At 69.0% G+C, this 15,906-nt stretch carries 13 protein-coding genes, 1 tRNA gene and 2 pseudogenes; 15 read left to right on the forward strand and 1 reads right to left on the reverse strand.

Annotated elements, in window-relative coordinates:
* Positions 1-114 precede the first annotated feature (114 nt).
* The 14 genes and pseudogenes from AC2W7G_RS02120 to AC2W7G_RS02185 form a co-directional block, all read left to right on the forward strand.
* Positions 115-1,671 (forward strand): annotated as a pseudogene (locus tag AC2W7G_RS02120) (RsmD family RNA methyltransferase); the annotation flags it as partial.
* Between the two features lie 109 nt (positions 1,672-1,780).
* A complete protein-coding gene (locus AC2W7G_RS02125; RefSeq protein WP_485866992.1) occupies positions 1,781-1,981 on the forward strand; it encodes an RsmD family RNA methyltransferase in 201 nt (66 codons plus the stop codon).
* A gap of 1 nt (position 1,982) precedes the next feature.
* Complete coding sequence (gene coaD, locus AC2W7G_RS02130; RefSeq protein WP_485866980.1) at positions 1,983-2,462, forward strand: pantetheine-phosphate adenylyltransferase; 480 nt, start codon at positions 1,983-1,985, stop codon at positions 2,460-2,462.
* A gap of 107 nt (positions 2,463-2,569) precedes the next feature.
* Entirely contained in the window at positions 2,570-3,112 is a 543-nt protein-coding gene (locus AC2W7G_RS02135) for a YceD family protein (protein WP_485866981.1), read from the forward strand.
* A 2-nt stretch (positions 3,113-3,114) separates the two neighbouring features.
* On the forward strand, positions 3,115-3,300 hold the full coding sequence (gene rpmF, locus AC2W7G_RS02140) for a 50S ribosomal protein L32 (protein ID WP_485866982.1): 186 nt from the start codon (positions 3,115-3,117) through the stop codon (positions 3,298-3,300).
* A 3-nt stretch (positions 3,301-3,303) separates the two neighbouring features.
* Positions 3,304-4,014: a ribonuclease III gene (gene rnc / locus AC2W7G_RS02145; protein WP_485866983.1), complete on the forward strand. Its 711-nt coding sequence runs from the start codon at positions 3,304-3,306 to the stop codon at positions 4,012-4,014.
* Positions 4,015-4,017: 3 nt separating this feature from the next.
* Positions 4,018-4,647, forward strand: a complete 630-nt coding sequence (locus AC2W7G_RS02150) for a DNA-formamidopyrimidine glycosylase family protein (RefSeq protein ID WP_485866984.1) — start codon at positions 4,018-4,020, stop codon at positions 4,645-4,647.
* Positions 4,631-5,491: a bifunctional DNA-formamidopyrimidine glycosylase/DNA-(apurinic or apyrimidinic site) lyase gene (mutM, locus tag AC2W7G_RS02155; RefSeq protein WP_485866985.1), complete on the forward strand. Its 861-nt coding sequence runs from the start codon at positions 4,631-4,633 to the stop codon at positions 5,489-5,491. The genes AC2W7G_RS02150 and mutM overlap by 17 nt, the downstream gene beginning before the upstream one ends.
* A 256-nt stretch (positions 5,492-5,747) precedes the next feature.
* Positions 5,748-7,856 (forward strand): site-specific DNA-methyltransferase, encoded by a 2,109-nt coding sequence (locus tag AC2W7G_RS02160; protein WP_485866986.1) that lies wholly within the window; start codon positions 5,748-5,750, stop codon positions 7,854-7,856.
* On the forward strand, positions 7,853-10,288 hold the full coding sequence (locus AC2W7G_RS02165) for a DEAD/DEAH box helicase (RefSeq protein WP_485866987.1): 2,436 nt from the start codon (positions 7,853-7,855) through the stop codon (positions 10,286-10,288). The genes AC2W7G_RS02160 and AC2W7G_RS02165 overlap by 4 nt, the downstream gene beginning before the upstream one ends.
* Positions 10,289-10,450: 162 nt before the next feature.
* Positions 10,451-10,666, forward strand: a pseudogene (locus AC2W7G_RS02170) (zinc finger domain-containing protein); the annotation flags it as partial.
* 137 nt (positions 10,667-10,803) lie between these two features.
* Entirely contained in the window at positions 10,804-11,931 is a 1,128-nt protein-coding gene (locus AC2W7G_RS02175; protein ID WP_485866988.1) for a deoxyguanosinetriphosphate triphosphohydrolase, read from the forward strand.
* A gap of 130 nt (positions 11,932-12,061) precedes the next feature.
* On the forward strand, positions 12,062-13,963 hold the full coding sequence (dnaG, locus tag AC2W7G_RS02180; RefSeq protein WP_485866989.1) for a DNA primase: 1,902 nt from the start codon (positions 12,062-12,064) through the stop codon (positions 13,961-13,963).
* A gap of 649 nt (positions 13,964-14,612) precedes the next feature.
* Positions 14,613-14,688 (forward strand) — tRNA-Asn (locus AC2W7G_RS02185).
* Positions 14,689-14,748: 60 nt separating this feature from the next.
* Here the strand turns inward: AC2W7G_RS02185 and AC2W7G_RS02190 are convergent.
* Positions 14,749-15,201 (reverse strand): hypothetical protein, encoded by a 453-nt coding sequence (locus AC2W7G_RS02190; protein ID WP_485866990.1) that lies wholly within the window; start codon positions 15,199-15,201, stop codon positions 14,749-14,751.
* A 91-nt stretch (positions 15,202-15,292) separates the two neighbouring features.
* Here AC2W7G_RS02190 and AC2W7G_RS02195 point away from each other — a divergent pair.
* A partial coding sequence (locus tag AC2W7G_RS02195; RefSeq protein WP_485866991.1) for a hypothetical protein occupies positions 15,293-15,906 on the forward strand: 614 nt, incomplete at its 3' end.

The raw sequence follows: 15,906 nt of genomic DNA on the forward strand, positions 1-15,906 counted from the left end.
GGCCGCGCCCCCGCCCGCCGCGCGCCGGCGGGCTGGCGCGAGCGGTTCGTCGAGCGGCTTCCGTTCACCCTGACCGCCGGCCAGCAGCGGGTCGTCGACGAGCTGTCGGACGACCTGTCGCGCACCCACCCCATGCACCGCCTGCTCCAGGGCGAGGTCGGCTCGGGCAAGACGGTGGTCGCGCTGATGGCGATGCTGCAGGTCGTGGACGCCGGGGGCCAGGCCGTGCTCCTCGCCCCGACCGAGGTGCTGGCCGCGCAGCACCACCGCTCGTTCACCCGCATGCTCGGCGACCTCGCTGCCGGCGGGATGCTGGGCGGGGCCGAGGACGCCACGCGCGTGCGCCTGCTCACCGGCTCGATGGGGGCCAAGGCCCGCAAGGAGGCGCTGCTCGACGCCGCCTCCGGCGCCGCCGGCATCGTCGTGGGCACCCACGCCGTGCTGCAGGAGAACGTCCAGCTCGCCGAGCTGGGCCTGCTCGTGGTCGACGAGCAGCACCGCTTCGGCGTCGAGCAGCGCGCTGCCCTGGTCGACCGCTACGACGTCCGCCCGCACGTGCTCGTCATGACCGCGACGCCGATCCCGCGCACGCTGGCGATGACGGTGTTCGGCGACCTGGAGACGTCCACGCTCGACGAGCTGCCGGCCGGGCGCCAGCCGATCCAGACCAGCGTGGTGCCCGCCCTCGAGCGTCCGGCCTGGCTGGAGCGCGCGTGGCAGCGGGTGCGCGAGGAGGTCGGCAAGGGCCGCCAGGCCTACGTCGTCGTCTCGCGCATCGGCGACGCGCAGTCCGAGCCGTCCGAGGACGACCGGCACTCGCTCGTCGAGCTGCACGAGGAGCTGGAGTCCGGCGCGCTCCACGGCCTGCGCCTGGCGATGCTGCACGGGCGCATGGTCCCCGAGGACAAGGACGCCGTCATGAGCGCCTTCGCCGCCGGCGACGTCGACGTGCTCGTGGCCACCACGGTCGTCGAGGTCGGCGTCGACGTGCCCAACGCGACGGTGATGGTCGTCATGGACGCCGACCGGTTCGGCATCTCCCAGCTGCACCAGCTGCGCGGTCGCGTCGGGCGGGGGAGCCAGGCCGGCCTGTGCCTGCTCGTCACCGAGTCCGAGGCCGGCACCCCGGCCCGCGAGCGCCTGGACGCCGTCGCGTCCACCACCGACGGCTTCGAGCTCAGCCGCCTGGACGTCGAGCTGCGTCGCGAGGGCGACGTGCTGGGCGCCCGGCAGTCCGGCGTCCGCTCCAGCCTGCGCCTGCTGTCGGTCATCAAGCACGAGGACGTCATCGCCGACGCGCGCGAGGCGGCCTCCGCGCTGGTCGACGCCGACCCGGGCTCGCCGCCCACCCGGCACTGGGCACGATGGTGCGCGAGCTCGACGCGAGCGAGCGCGCCGACTACATGGAACGCACCTGAGAGGCCCCTTGTGACCCGCATCATCGCCGGCGCCGCCGGCGGCCGTCGCCTGGCCACCCTGCCCGGCGACACCACCCGTCCCACCACCGACCGCGTCCGCGAGTCGCTGTTCTCGTCGCTGGAGTCGGCCTTCGGCGGGCTGTCCGGGCTGCGGGTGCTCGACCTGTTCGCCGGCTCCGGGGCGCTGGGGCTCGAGGCTGCCTCCCGCGGGGCGGCCGCGGTCGACCTGGTCGAGAAGGACGCCCGCGCGGCCACGGTCGTCCAGCGCAACGTCGCCACGGTGCGGGCTCCCGGCGTCCGGGTGCACCGGGTCACGGCCGAGCGCTTCGTCGGCGACGGCGCCGTCCGCGCCCTACGACCTGGTGCTGCTGGACCCGCCGTACGCCCTGCCGCACCTCGCGCTGGCCGACGTCCTCGCCGCGCTCAAGGCTCCCGGCTGGCTGGCCGACGACGCGCTGGTCGTCGTCGAGCGCTCCAGCCGCGACGCCTTCACGTGGCCGGACGGCTTCGAGGCCGTCCGCGACAAGACGTACGGCGAGACGCGGCTTTGGTACGGTCGCTGACATGACGACGGTGGTCTGCCCCGGGTCCTTCGACCCCGTCACCAACGGGCACCTGGACATCATCGAGCGCTCGGCCCACCTGTTCGACGAGGTCGTCGTCGCGGTGCTGGTCAACGAGTCCAAGCGCGGCCTGTTCAGCATCGAGGAGCGGCTCGAGCTGCTCGCCGAGGCCACGGCCCGCTTCGACAACGTGCGGGTCGACTCGTTCAAGGGCCTGCTCGTCGACTTCTGCGCCGACCGCGGCATCGACGCCATCGTCAAGGGCCTGCGCGCGGTCACGGACTTCGACTACGAGCTCCAGATGGCCCAGATGAACGGCAAGCTCACGAGCGTCGACACCGTCTTCATCCCCACGAGCCCCGCGTACTCCTTCCTGGCCTCCAGCCTGGTCAAGGAGGTCGCGAAGCACGGCGGCGACGTCTCCGGCCTCGTCCCGGCGCACGTCCTGGACGCGCTGCACGGCAAGTTCGCCGGAGCGTGACCGACGCGTCGGTGGCGATTGGCCTCCCGTCACCGGCGCACGCTAGGATGGTCGCTGGCCTGCTTGCAGGCCGAAGTTCTGTCTGCACCGACGACGGGAAGTGACGCGTGCGCCCCGGCCCCCTGGTCCTCGACACCCACGAGCTGGGTCGACGTCCTGGTACCGAGCGCACCTACGACCTGACCGTCCCGGCGCCGGCCGAGCTGGGCGTCGACCTCATCGGCGTGCCCGAGGGCAGTGACATCGCGATCGAGCTCCGGCTCGAGGCCGTCATGGACGGCGTGCTCGCGACCGGCACTTCCACCGTGCACCTCGTGGGGGAGTGCGTCAGGTGCCTCACGGAGATCCAGGACGACCTCGTCGTGGACTTCCAGGAGCTGTACCTGTACGCGGACGCCAGCGAGGAGGAGCTTCAGCTCGAGGGCGACCTGCTCGACCTCGAGCCCGTCCTCCGGGACGCGGTGGTGCTCGCACTGCCGATCAACCCGGTGTGCGATCCGGAATGTCCGGGACTCTGTCCCGAGTGCGGGGCACGACTCGCGGACGATCCAGATCACACACACGGCGAGGCGATCGACCCCCGGTGGGCCGCGCTGAGCCAGATGACCGACCCAGAGTCGGGCGACACGCCCGACGGACCCAAGGAGTAACCGTGGCTGTCCCGAAGCGGAAGATGTCGCGCAGCAACACCCGTCACCGCCGCTCGGCGTGGAAGGCCGTGGCCGTCCAGACCGTCGAGTGCCCCAACCCCGCGTGCGACGCGCGCGTCGTCCCGCACCGCGCCTGCGCCGAGTGCGGCCAGTACGGCGCCCGTGGCGAGCGTCGCCAGGTCCTCTGACAGGTGGACGCGCTCCGGGAGACCCTCGGAGTTCCTGACCTCGACGACGAGCTGCTCCGGCACGCGCTGACGCACCGTTCGTACGCCTTCGAGCACCCTGGCGTGCCGCACAACGAACGTCTCGAGTTCCTCGGGGACTCCGTGCTGGGCCTCGTCGTCACCGACACGCTGTTCCGCAAGCACCCCGACCTCCCGGAGGGGCAGCTGGCGAAGCTGCGTGCCGCCGTCGTGAGCGCCAAGGCGCTCGGCGAGATCGCCCGCACGCGCCTGCACCTCGGCCCGCACATCCTGCTGGGCCGGGGCGAGGAGACGACCGGCGGTCGCAACAAGACGTCGATCCTGTCCGACACGGTCGAGGCTGTGCTGGGCGCGGTCTACGTCCAGTTCGGCATCGAGCGGGCCGCCGAGGTCATCCACCACGTGTTCGACGACGCCATCGCGGCCGCGGCCGACCTCGGCGCCGCCCTGGACTGGAAGACCTCGCTGCAGGAGATCTGCGCCGACCACGAGGTCGGCGTGCCCTCCTACGTCCTCGAGGGCACCGGCCCCGACCACGACAAGGTGTTCACCGCCGACGTCGTGATGGGCGAGCGCCGCTTCACCGGCGGGCACGGCCGCTCCAAGAAGGAGGCCGAGCAGATGGTCGCCGAGATCGCCTGGCGCGCGCTCAAGGCCGAGCTCGAGCCCGACGCGAAGACCGCGGCCCAGGCCTAGCCCGTGCCGGAGCTGCCCGAGGTCGAGGTGGTGCGGCGCGGCCTCGCCGACCACGTCGTCGGCCGCACCGTGAAGCGGGTCGAGGTGCTCGACGTCCGCTCGCTGCGCCGCCACCTCGCCGGGCCGCACGACTTCGCCGCCCGGCTCGAGGGACGGACCGTCACCGACGTGCGGCGCCGCGGCAAGTTCCTCTGGCTCGTCCTCGACGACGACACGCCCGTCGTCTGCCACCTGGGCATGAGCGGGCAGATGCTCGTCGAGCAGCCCGAGGCCCCCCGCGAGAAGCACCTCAAGGTCGCGCTCGACCTGTCCGACGGCGCCCAGCTGCGCTTCGTCGACCAGCGCATCTTCGGCGGCATGCTGGTCTCGGGTGGCACCCCGGAGGTCCCCGACGACGTCGCGCACATCGCGCTTGACCCGCTCGACCCCGACTTCGACGTCGAGGACGTCGTGCGCCGCACCCGGGCCCGCCGCACCGGCGTGAAGCGCGCGCTGCTGGACCAGACGCTCGTCTCGGGCGTCGGCGAGATGCAAAACCACAGACGATCGCCCTTGTGTAGTGCGGGATTTACGGCTCGGTTCCACGCGCTAGGACGGCGCTCTCGCGAGGTGCTCGTTGCCAGAGTTGCCTGAGGTTGAAGTCGTCCGACGCGGGCTCGAACGCCACGCGGTGGGAAAGACGATCTCCGCCGTCGAGGTGCTTCATCCCCGTCCCGTCCGTACTTACGTCCCGGGGCCTGTGGCGTTCGTGGCTGAACTCGTGGAGCGCCAGTTCGTCCAAGCACGGCGGCGAGGCAAGTACTTGTGGCTCGCGATGGACAACGGCGATGCGCTCACCGCACACCTTGGTATGAGCGGGCAGATGTTGGTGCAACCGATGGGCCAGGTGGACGAGCGACACCTGCGTGTGCGGTTCACCTTGGGCGATCGAGAACTGCGCTTCGTGGATCAGCGGATGTTCGGCGGGCTGTCGATCAGTCCCGGGGGAGCGGGGCTTCCGCCGGAGATCGCTCACATCGCGCCAGACCCTATGGAAGCGAGTTTTGATCCAGTTGCAGTCGCGGCTCGTATGCGCCGCAGCGCCTCAGGGGTCAAACGTCTGCTGCTCAATCAGACGGTGGTGAGCGGGGTGGGAAACATCTATGCAGATGAGGCGTTGTGGAGAGCACGAATCCACGGCGAACGTCCGGGGCGGCAACTCAGCCGCACAGTTCTCCTTGAGCTCCTTCAGCATGTTCGGGAAGTTATGGCGGAGGCGCTAGTGCAGGGCGGAACCAGCTTCGATGCTCTTTACGTCAACGTGAACGGCGAGTCGGGCTACTTTGACCGATCGCTGAACGCATACGGCCAGGAGAACAGACCCTGTGCCCATTGTGGGACCTTGATCCGCCGAGTCGCCTTCATGAACCGAAGCTCCTACTTCTGCCCGGCGTGCCAGAAGCCGCCACGGGGCTACACAACTGGCAGGCGTGGCTGAAGGTCTGGAGCGCCGTCCTGAGCGCATCAGCTACGGGGCACGCTCCTCAACGGCTGTAGCCCGTCGAGATCGCAGACTCGCAGCAGTCCATACAGAGAACGTTGGTTGTGTCAGGTCCTTTGGAACGTCTGCGAGCGCAAGGCTCCTGTCCTGAGCGGCCTTGTAGAGGCCGAAAACCACCGAGCGTCGGACCTCGACCCTAGGATTGGGTGGTCGCAGACACAGTCTGTGACACGACTACGTAAGGATGATGTGAGTGTCGAAGCAGCGCTTAGCCCTGAGCTGGTTCAACCAGGACAAGGCGCTACTGCCCCTACCTGAGGGCGGTTACAAGTGGGTCGAGCGGGATGACCCACGCGTCACTGAGGTGCGGCTGCTGACCGAGACTGACCGCGTTGGCGAAGTGTCAGGTACGCCCGCCGACAACCTGCTCATGGTAGGTGACTCGTATCAAGCTCTTCACTCACTGAACTCCATTCCGGAGTACGTGGCCGAGTACAAGGGCCAGGTGAAGCTGGTCTACATCGACCCTCCCTTCAACACGGAGCAGACGTTCGGCGAGTTCTATGACGACAACTTCGACCACTCCGTCTGGCTGACGATGTTCCGTGACCGCATCAAGCAGCTCAGTGCTCTAATGCGAGAGGACGGCGTGATCTGGGTCCACTTGGACGATGCCGAGGTCCACCGTGCGCGCCTCGTTCTCGATGAAGAGTTCGGCATTGGCAATCACCTAGGCACGGTGGTCTGGCAGAAGGCGGACGGGCCTCGCAACGACCTTCCCAACTTCTCGCCCGACCACGACACGCTGCTGGTCTACGGAAAGTCGCCTGAGGCGGGACTCATCCGCACGGGGCGAGACGAGTCCCTGAACAGCATCTACAAGTCCGCTGCCGATGGCGACCCGATGCCGTGGTACGACGACAACCCCACTGCTCCTTCAGCTCACAGGAATCAGACATGGGTCTACGCGATCCAGTCGCCCATCACTGGTGAACTTCTCTATCCCGCGAATAGTCGCTGTTGGGGAACGAAGCAGGAGACCGTTTTCGCCGCCATGTCCGAGTGGGCCTCGTACCGCCTTGAGGTCATTGACGACGACGAGAGGCGAGCAGAGGTGTGCGGCGTGCCGGTTGAAGAGCTTCGAAAGGGTATCCCGGCCCTCTTGCTTGACCAGCCTCTTGAAGAGGCGCAGGAGAGTGTGCAGCGGAGGCGGACAGCGGGTCCGTGGCCCGAGTACATCGTGCGCCAAAAGGGTGGCATTGGGCGCAAGCGGTATCAGCCTCAGACGGGCGCGAACTCTCGCACGATGTGGTTCAACAAGGACGTTGGCCACAACCGCGAGGCAAAGGCGGAGATCAAGGCGCTCTTCCCAAAGAAGAATCCCTTCTCCACGCCTAAGCCCGAGCGACTGCTTCGGCGAATCATCGAAGTGTCCACGGAGCCGAATGACATCGTGGTGGACGCTTTCGCTGGCTCGGGCACGACCGCAGCCGTTGCACACAAGATGGGCCGTCGCTGGGTCACCGTGGAGGCAGTGGAAAGCACTGTCTCGGGCTTCACGCAGCCCCGCCTTTCCCAGGTCGTCTCGGGTGCAGACAAGGGCGGGATCAGCACGACTAAGACGAGGGTGGTCGCCGATGGCGTTGTGCTGCCCTCCGGGCTCACCCCGGAAGGTGCGTACGAGTTCACCAAGGTTCTTGGAAAGCTGTTCGGTGACGCGGCGGACGAAGACGAGATTGAGGCTTCGACCGAAGAGGCCAACGCGGCCTTCAAGCCCATCAGGGTTCGTATCGACCTCGCCAAGGAGCTGTCGAAGATGGCACGCGCCGACCTGAAGTCAGACGTGCCAAGTCTGAGTGGCGAAGAGACCAAGACGCTGCTCTCCCTGCTGAAGCGGCTTGCCCAGCCAGAACTCGACCTCACCAAGCAGGTGAAGACGAGCCTGACCAATAGCGCCAAAACGAAGAACGTCAAGAAGGTCGAGTGGCACGGAGGCGGTGGCTTCCGAGTACTCCGCGTCGAGGAGCCGAACATCGAAGTGGTCGCGGGTCGCCCCCTGCTGAGGGAATCGGTGAAGGAACTCGGCCCCTTCGTGGCCGCCCAACTCGGTTACACGCTTACCCCTGAACGGCGCGGGGTCACTGGGGTCAAGAACCGCGACGTGCTGGTGGTCGTGGAGGGAATCGTGGATGGGGACCAGCTAAAGCACGCGGTGTCACTCGCGAGCGACGACGAGACAGTGACAGTGGCGGGACGGGCTGTACACCCCGAGGCATGCGGTCTTCTAGCCGAGATGCGTACTGGCTCACGCGTAGTCAAGGTGCCGAATGGCCTCTTCAAGCAGTCGAAGGTGATCCGATGAGTTGGGTTGAGTACGACGTTCAGAAGGTAGAGGCCATTGCTGCCCGCCTTGACCTCCGTGAACCCAACCGGCGAGCACTGCACAAGGTGGCCGAGAACCTTGCCCCAGGTGACGGGCGGGAGTTCATCTGCGACCTTGCTACTGGCGTGGGCAAGACCTATCTGGCAGCCGGCGTTCTTGAGTACCTCGCTGAAGCGGGCGTACGCAACGTGGTCATGATCGTGCCGCTCGATGCCATCTACGAGAAGACCATCCAGAACTTCACCCCCGGCTCGCGCAAGTACATCGAGGGTGCTGACTGGGAGCCTGTCGTCGTCACTGCTGAGAACTTCAAGCAGCACGTAGACGACATGAACGACTCCACGAAGCTCAAGCTCTTCATCTTCAAGGTCCAGACGCTTCTCAAGCCGAGCGACGACATGAAGCGCAAGATGCACAACGAGAACGAGTCCATGGGTGAGGCGCTCTACGCCCACATGCAGGGGCTTGACGACTTGGTCGTACTGGCCGACGAGCACCACGTGTACTCCGGTGACGCTGAGAAGTACGGCGCGACCATCCGCGACCTCGACGCTCGCGCCATCGTGGGCCTGACCGCCACTCCCAATAAGGCTGATGTCAAGGCGGGCAAGGTCGTCTTCCGCTACACCCTTGCAGAGGCCATCGCGGACGGCTTGGTCAAGATCCCCGTCATCGTCTTCCGCGAGGACGGCACGAAGGACATGCGCTCTCAGTTGGCCGATGCCTGTCACCTGAGGGACGTGAAGGAGTCGGCGTGGCGGGCCTTCTCACACGCCATGAACAAGCCGTCCGTGGTGCCTGTTCTCTTCGTCGTGTGCGAGGAGGTCAAGAAGGCCGAGCAGGTAGCTGAACTCCTGAGGGCCAACTTCCTCACGGAGCCCGACCAGGTACTCCTCATCACGGGCGGGTCTAGCGACAGGGCGCTCCGAGCGCTTAAGGCAGTGGAGGACGCCACCTCACCCGTGCGTGCCGTCGTAAGTGTGGACAAGCTGAAGGAAGGTTGGGACGTCCGGAACATCGGCGTCATCGTGTCCTTCCGACCGCTCCTCTCGGCCACGCTCACTGAGCAGGTGCTGGGTCGAGGCCTGCGGCTTCCCTTTGGCGAGCGAACCACCATCGAGGCCGTAGACACCGTGGACATCGTCGCTCACGAGTCCTACCGACAGCTGCTTGCCAGCAAGCGGGCGCTCCTTGAGCAGGTGCTGGAAGAGCGTGCGAGTGCGGCGACCGAACTGACCCCGACTCCCACCGTCGAGAAGACGAGTGCGGAAGGTGAGGAGGCATCCTCGAGTACGACCGGCGGCGAGCCTGCGCAGGGTGGACTCACGTTTGTCTTCGACAGTGAGCACGAGGGCGAGACCATTGACCCCTCCGTTCTGCTCATGGTGCATGAGTACGGCACAACGGTTGGACAGCGGGAAAAGGACGCTGCAGCCGCGGTAAAGCTTGTTGTGCCAGTAGACGGCGCTCCGCGGATCAGGTTCCCGCGGCTTGACCGGCAGGCAGTCCCGGCGAAGTTTTCTCTGAGCCTCGTGACAGAGCAGCAGGCGCGCGACCTCGGAAGCAAGTACCTCACTGAAGAGTCGGTCTACATGAAACGCGTGGCCATTGACGCTGAACGCGGACTCGGCGGTGAGGTCGTGGTCGGTGAACGCTTCCTCGAGGAGGAGAAGGCGTACCTTGAGCGGCTGCCTTGGCCGAAGGTGAAGGAGCAACTGGAGGAGAAGGTCCTCGGACTAGGGCTGGTCGAGTCCACCCTCACCGAGTTCGAAGCCGCGAGCCAGGTCGTCGGGTGGTTCCTGGATGGTGCAGGTGTAACGGGCGATGAGCACGCTCAGTGGAGCGTGAAGCGTGCAGCATTGGCAACGCGGGCCATTGAGAGCATGATCGTGAAGGCCTATGAACTGCGGTCCACGACGCCGACCTGGGACTTCAACGTGGTCGAGCTTCCAGTGCTCCCGCCCAGTCGGCCCATGCCGTCGCCCATCCTCAGCAAGTGGGCGGACTTCGCCAAGGGCCTGCACTACGGCGAGTGGCAGAGGTGCGTGGAGCCGGTCGCGAACTTTGACGCCAAGAGCACCGAGTTTGCGTTGGCACGGATGTTGGATTCGTCGTCCCAGATCAGGTGGTGGCTTCGCATCTACACCAACGGTCCCACGTGGATCGAGTGGGACGGTGGGAGGTACTTCGCGGACTTCATTGCAATCGACAACAAGGGCACGAACTGGTTGATCGAGGGCAAGGCCGATGATGACGCGAGCGACGGAAGCGTTCTCGCCAAGCGTGCTGCCGCTGAGGCATGGGTCGAGAAGGTCAACGATGTAGGCGTCTACGGGCGGTGGCGTTACCTCTTCGCCAGTGAGTCAGCCATCGCCAAGGCACACGGGCGTTGGCTCGACTTGGCTCAGTAACAACGAGCTCAAGACGTGCGATCCCCGAACGTCGAACCGCAAGGCCCTGCGGTCTGGCGCGTCATTTGCCCGTCTGGGCCGAAGCACTCCAGCGGTTGAGGCAGTGCGAGTCTGACGGCCTTATGGTGGACAACTTGGACCGCCTTGTCCGTCACGCGCGACGCGCTGGCGCAGGGCGGCACGTCCTTCGACGCGCTCTACGTCAACGTCAACGGGCAGAGCGGCTACTTCGATCGCTCGCTGAACGCCTACGGCCAGGAGGGCGAGCCGTGCGCGCGGTGCGGCACCCCGATCCGCCGCGACACGTGGATGAACCGCTCCTCGTACTGGTGCCCGCGCTGCCAGCCGCGGCCGCGCGGCGCCAACCTGCGCACCTGACGGACGGGGTCGGCGCCCGGCGCTAGGCTGCACGCGATGAACAGCCCCTACGGCGTCGAGGCGCGGGCGCGTTCGCGTCCCCCGAGCCGCCCAAGCGCTCCGGACGCACGCCGTTCGAGCGCGACCGCGGGCGCATCGTGCACTCCGCCGCCCTGCGCCGGCTGTCGGCCAAGACCCAGGTCATGGGCGCGGGCACCGACGACTTCGTCCGCACCCGGCTGACCCACTCCCTCGAGGTGGCCCAGGTCGCACGCGAGCTGGGCAAGGCGCTGGGCTGCGACCCCGACGTCGTCGACTCCGCCGCGCTCGCCCACGACCTCGGGCACCCGCCGTTCGGGCACAACGGCGAGGGCGCGCTCGACGCGGTCTCCGTGGCCTGCGGCGGGTTCGAGGGCAACGCCCAGACGCTGCGCATCCTCACCCGGCTGGAGTCCAAGACGTTCGACGACCACGGTCGTAGCGTCGGGCTCAACCTGACCCGGGCCACGCTCGACGCCTGCGTGAAGTACCCGTGGGCCCGCGGCCAGGGGCCGCGACCGGGCAGCCGCAAGTTCGGCGTCTACCCCGACGACCGGCCGGTCTTCGACTGGCTCCGCGAGGGCGTCGAGGGGAATCGCCAGAGCGTCGAGGCCCAGGTCATGGACGTCTCGGACGACATCGCCTACTCCGTCCACGACGTCGAGGACGGCGTGGTCGGCGGCTGGTTCTCGCTCGTCGAGCCGCTCGACACGCGCACGGCGTGGCAGGTCGGACGCGACTGGTACGCCCCCGACGCCGGCGACGACCGGCTCGACGCGGCGTGGGACCGGCTGCGCTCCATGCCCGAGTGGCCGACCGCGCCGTACGACGGCGGACGCCGGTCGCTGGCCGTGCTCAAGAGCCTGACCAGCGCCCTCATCGGCCGCTTCGCCAAGGCCACCGAGGCCGCCACCCTCGAGGCCGCGGGGGAGGGACCGCTCGTGCGGCACGCCGCGGACCTCGTCGTCCCCGAGCGCACGCGCGACGAGATCACCGTGCTCAAGTCGGTGGCCGCCCACTACGTCATGCGCTCGGACGAGCGCGTGCGCATGCTCGCCGACCAGCGCGGCCTGGTCACCGCCCTCGTCGAGACGCTCGTCGCCACCGGCGACCAGCACCTGGAGACCGAGTTCGCCCACGACTGGGCCGACGCCGCGGACGACGCGGCGCGCCTGCGCGTCGTGGTCGACCAGGTCGCCAGCCTCACCGACGTCTCGGCCCGCGAGTGGGCCCACCGCCTGCTGTAGCCGCATCTCCGCGCTGAGCGTGACGTTGTGCACGCCTCTCGCGGCGTGTCGCGTGCACAACGTCACGCTCAGCGCGAGGGCGACGGACGGGCCCGGGTGCCCTGGTGGCGCGGACTAGACTGCGAGCACCATGGCACGCATCAAGGACGACGACATCCAGCTCGTCCGCGAACGTGCCCGCATCGACGAGGTCGTCGAGGCCGCCGGCATCACGCTGCGCAGCGCCGGTGGCGGCTCCCGCAAGGGCCTGTGCCCCTTCCACGACGAGAAGTCGCCGTCGTTCAACGTCCGCCCGGCCCAGGGGTTCTACCACTGCTTCGGCTGCGGGGCCGGCGGCGACTCGATCAAGTTCCTCATGGAGCACGACCACGTCACGTTCGTCGAGGCGGTCGAGCGGCTGGCCAACAAGTACGGCATCCAGCTGCGCTACGAGGAGGACGGCGCGCCCCGGGGCCCGCAGCGCGACCCCCGGCAGCGCGGACGCCTGCTCGAGGCCCACCAGCTGGCCGCCGAGTTCTACGCGCAGCACCTGTTCAGCGCCCCCGAGGCGCAGGCCGGACGCACGTTCGTCACCGACCGCGGCTTCACCCAGGCCGCGGCCGAGACGTTCGGCATGGGCTTCGCCCCGCGCAGCGGCGAGGCGCTCGTCGCCCACCTCAAGGGCCGCGGCTTCAGCGACGAGGAGCTCGTCGTGGCCGGCCTGGCCGGACGCGGCTCGCGCGGCCTCTACGACCGCTTCCGCGGACGCCTGCTGTGGCCCATCCGTGAGATGAGCGGCGAGGTCGTCGGCTTCGGCGCCCGGCGCATCTTCGACGACGACCGCATCGAGGCCAAGTACCTCAACACGTCCGAGACGCCGATCTACAAGAAGAGCCAGGTGCTCTACGGCATCGACCTGGCGCGGCGCTCGATCTCGTCGTCCAGCCAGGCGGTCGTCGTCGAGGGCTACACCGACGTCATGGCCTGCCACGAGGCCGGCGTGACGACCGCGGTCGCCACCTGCGGCACCGCGTTCGGCGAGGACCACGCCCGCGTGCTGCGCCGAATCATGCTCGACCACGACGCGTTCCACGGCGAGGTCATCTTCACCTTCGACGGCGACGCCGCGGGCCAGCGCGCCGCGATCAGGACGTTCGAGGGCGACCAGCAGTTCGTCGCCCAGACCTACGTGGCCGTCGAGCCGCGCGGCATGGACCCGTGCGACCTGCGCCTGGCCGACGGCGACGAGGCCGTCCAGCAGCTCGTCGCCTCGCGCATCCCGCTGTACCGCTTCGTGCTCGACAACACCCTGTCCAAGTACGACCTGGACCGCGGTGACCAGCGCGTCGACGCCGTGCGCGAGGCGGTCGGTCTGGCCACCGCGATCCGTGACCGGGCGAAGGTCGACGAGTTCGTCCGCGAGATCGCGACGAAGGTCGGCGTCGAGGTCGACCAGGTGCGCTCCGAGCTGCGCCGCCGCACCGGCAAGGGCGCGGCCCCCCAGGGACGTCCGCAGGTCGCGTCCACGCCCTCGTCCGCCCCGGCGGACGAGCGTCCCGCCGCACCGCCGGCGCCGCCCGAGCCCAGCCTGGGGGAGGCCCGGTTCACCGACGAGCGCGAGGCGCTCAAGGCGGTCGTGCAGCACCCGGAGATCGCCCGCAAGCACGTCGCCGAGATCACCGAGGACGACTTCACGCACCCGCGGGCCCGGGCGATCTGGCGCGAGGTGTCGGCGCGCGGGCTGCCCGAGCGTCAGGACGCCTCGTGGCTGCCCGGCGTGGCCGACGCGCTCGACGACGCCACCCGCCGCATCCTGATGATCTGCGCCACCGACCCGCTGCGCTCGCGCGAGAACACGGCCGAGCGCGTGGTCGCGTCGCTGCTCGCCCGGCTGCAGGAGGTCACGCTGATGCGTCGCATCGCCGACGTGAAGAGCCGGCTGCAGCGGGCCGACCCGTCCGCGGACGCCGACGGCTACCGTGACCTGTTCCAGCAGCTGGTCTCCCTCGAGGAGCAGCGCCGCGCCCTGCGCGACCGCGCCCTGGGCGCCTGACGCTCGTCCACAGGCAGCCGGTTGGGGGTCGCGGCCGAGCCCCCGCGCGACGACGCTCGTCGCATGGACGCCTTCGTCACCCGCCTGCTGTCCCTGCCGCCGCTCAGCGCCGAGCGCGAGCGCGACCTGGCGGTGAGGTGCCGGTCCGGCGACGCGCAGGCCCGCGCCGAGCTCATCGAGTCGGCCCTGCGGCTCGTGCCGCTGCACGCCTTGCGCCTCGGCGCGCGCAACGACGTCCTGCTCGACGCGGTCCAGGCCGGCCCGGTCGGCTCATCGAGGCCGTCGACCGGTTCGACCCCCAACGCGGCGTCCGGCTGGCCACGTACGCGTGGCCCTGGATCGCCCACGCGGTCGGCGCCGTCCTGCGCGAGCAGGACCGGGCCGTGCCCTGGAGCCCGGACTGCGACGACGAGCCGGCGAGCCTGGTCTGCGAGGCCGTGCACGCCCTGGAGACGACGCTCGCAGACGTCCTGCGCGTGCGGCACCGCCTCGACGGGACCCCCGGTCCGCCGCGCTCGCGCGAGCACGTCGCGGTGCGCCTGGGATTGTCCGTGAGTCAGGTCAGGACACGCGAAGGGGAGGCGATGCGACAGCTCCGGGGGAGGCTTGCTAAGGTGGTGCACCGTGCTGAGCCGCAAGGTGAGGCCGATCCCCCGTAGCTCAATTGGCAGAGCATTCGACTGTTAATCGAAGGGTTATTGGTTCGAGTCCAATCGGGGGAGCCAGACGACGAAGGGCCGCTGCGAGAGCAGCGGCCCTTCGTCGTTCACAGGACGTACGCCGGATCAGGGAGTGCCGCGGCGCAGCAGGATATGCAGCGCGACGAGCGTCGCGAGGTAGCCGCCGAGCACCACGAGGTCGTTCACGGCCGCGGTGACGACCTCGGCGTGCGACACCGCCGACTGCAGCTGGAGGGTCACGGGCAGCGTCGTGACGAACGCGATGAAGCCGGTGCCCGCGATCGCCAGCAGCCGGGCGAGCGTCCGGCGTCCGGCTCGCAGCGCCGCCACCTCGAGCAGGACGGGGGAGAGCGCCAGGAACCACATGACGCCGAAGCCCTGGACGGTGACGAGGTCCACGTCGTCCCCACCCGGCTCCTCGGCCACCAGGCCGTGGTCCGCGATCGAGACGCCGACCAGGGCCCCGAAGAAGGCGATCGCCGCGACCAGGTGCGTCACCCGGGGGATGGGCGCAGCCGAGCGCGAGCGGGTGCGGGGCGGCGTGTCGATGTCGGGCACGGCTCATGGAACCCGATCGCGGGGGCCATCGGGCGGCTGGCGCCGGACGACCCCGGGGTCGTGGCATGCTCCGCGCACGGAAGGAGCCGCCATGACCACCACGTCCCTGCGTCCTGGTGACGCGCGACCGGCCTGGCGGACGGACGCGGTGCACGCGCTGCAGCGGTTGGGCGCCGCCTCGCTCGTCGGTGCCCTCGGCGGCCTGGTCGTCGGCGGTGTCGGCGGACGCCTCTTCATGGGGCTGCTCGCGGGGCTCAACCGCGAGGACCACGGCGTCATCACCAGCGACGGGTTCCCGATGGGCGAGGTCACGCTGGCCGGGACGCTCAACCTGCTGGCGTTCGCGACGGTGCTGGGGGTGCTCGGGGCCGGTGTCTACCTCGCCCTGCGCGGACTCCTCGTCGGACCGCGCTGGTTCGCCCGGGCCTGCACGGTCGTCGGCGGCACCGTCATGGTCGGCGCGGTGATGGTGCACGAGGACGGACCGGACTTCACGCTGCTCGAGCCGACGTGGGCCGCGATCGCGCTCACCCTGTCCGTCCCGCTGGTCTACCTGCTGGTCGTCCCGCCGCTCGTCGACCGCGCCGTCCGGAGGGTCGACGAGCAGGACGCGCGGCGTCCCTGGCTGCTCGCCGGGCTCGTGCCGTGGGTCGTGCCGCTGCTGCCGGTCGCCGGGGTGCTCGTGGCCGGATGGGTCGGCCTGCG

The sequence above is a fragment of the Aeromicrobium sp. PFPM2_SD2 genome, from assembly GCF_057364525.1.

Bases quoted from the DNA above. Each gene is read 5' to 3' on its own strand.
- AC2W7G_RS02165 (WP_485866987.1), top strand. From the start codon at position 7,853: ATGAGTTGGGTTGAGTACGACGTTCAGAAGGTAGAGGCCATTGCTGCC.
- dnaG (WP_485866989.1), top strand. From the start codon at position 12,062: ATGGCACGCATCAAGGACGACGACATCCAGCTCGTCCGCGAACGTGCC.
- coaD (WP_485866980.1), top strand. From the start codon at position 1,983: ATGACGACGGTGGTCTGCCCCGGGTCCTTCGACCCCGTCACCAACGGG.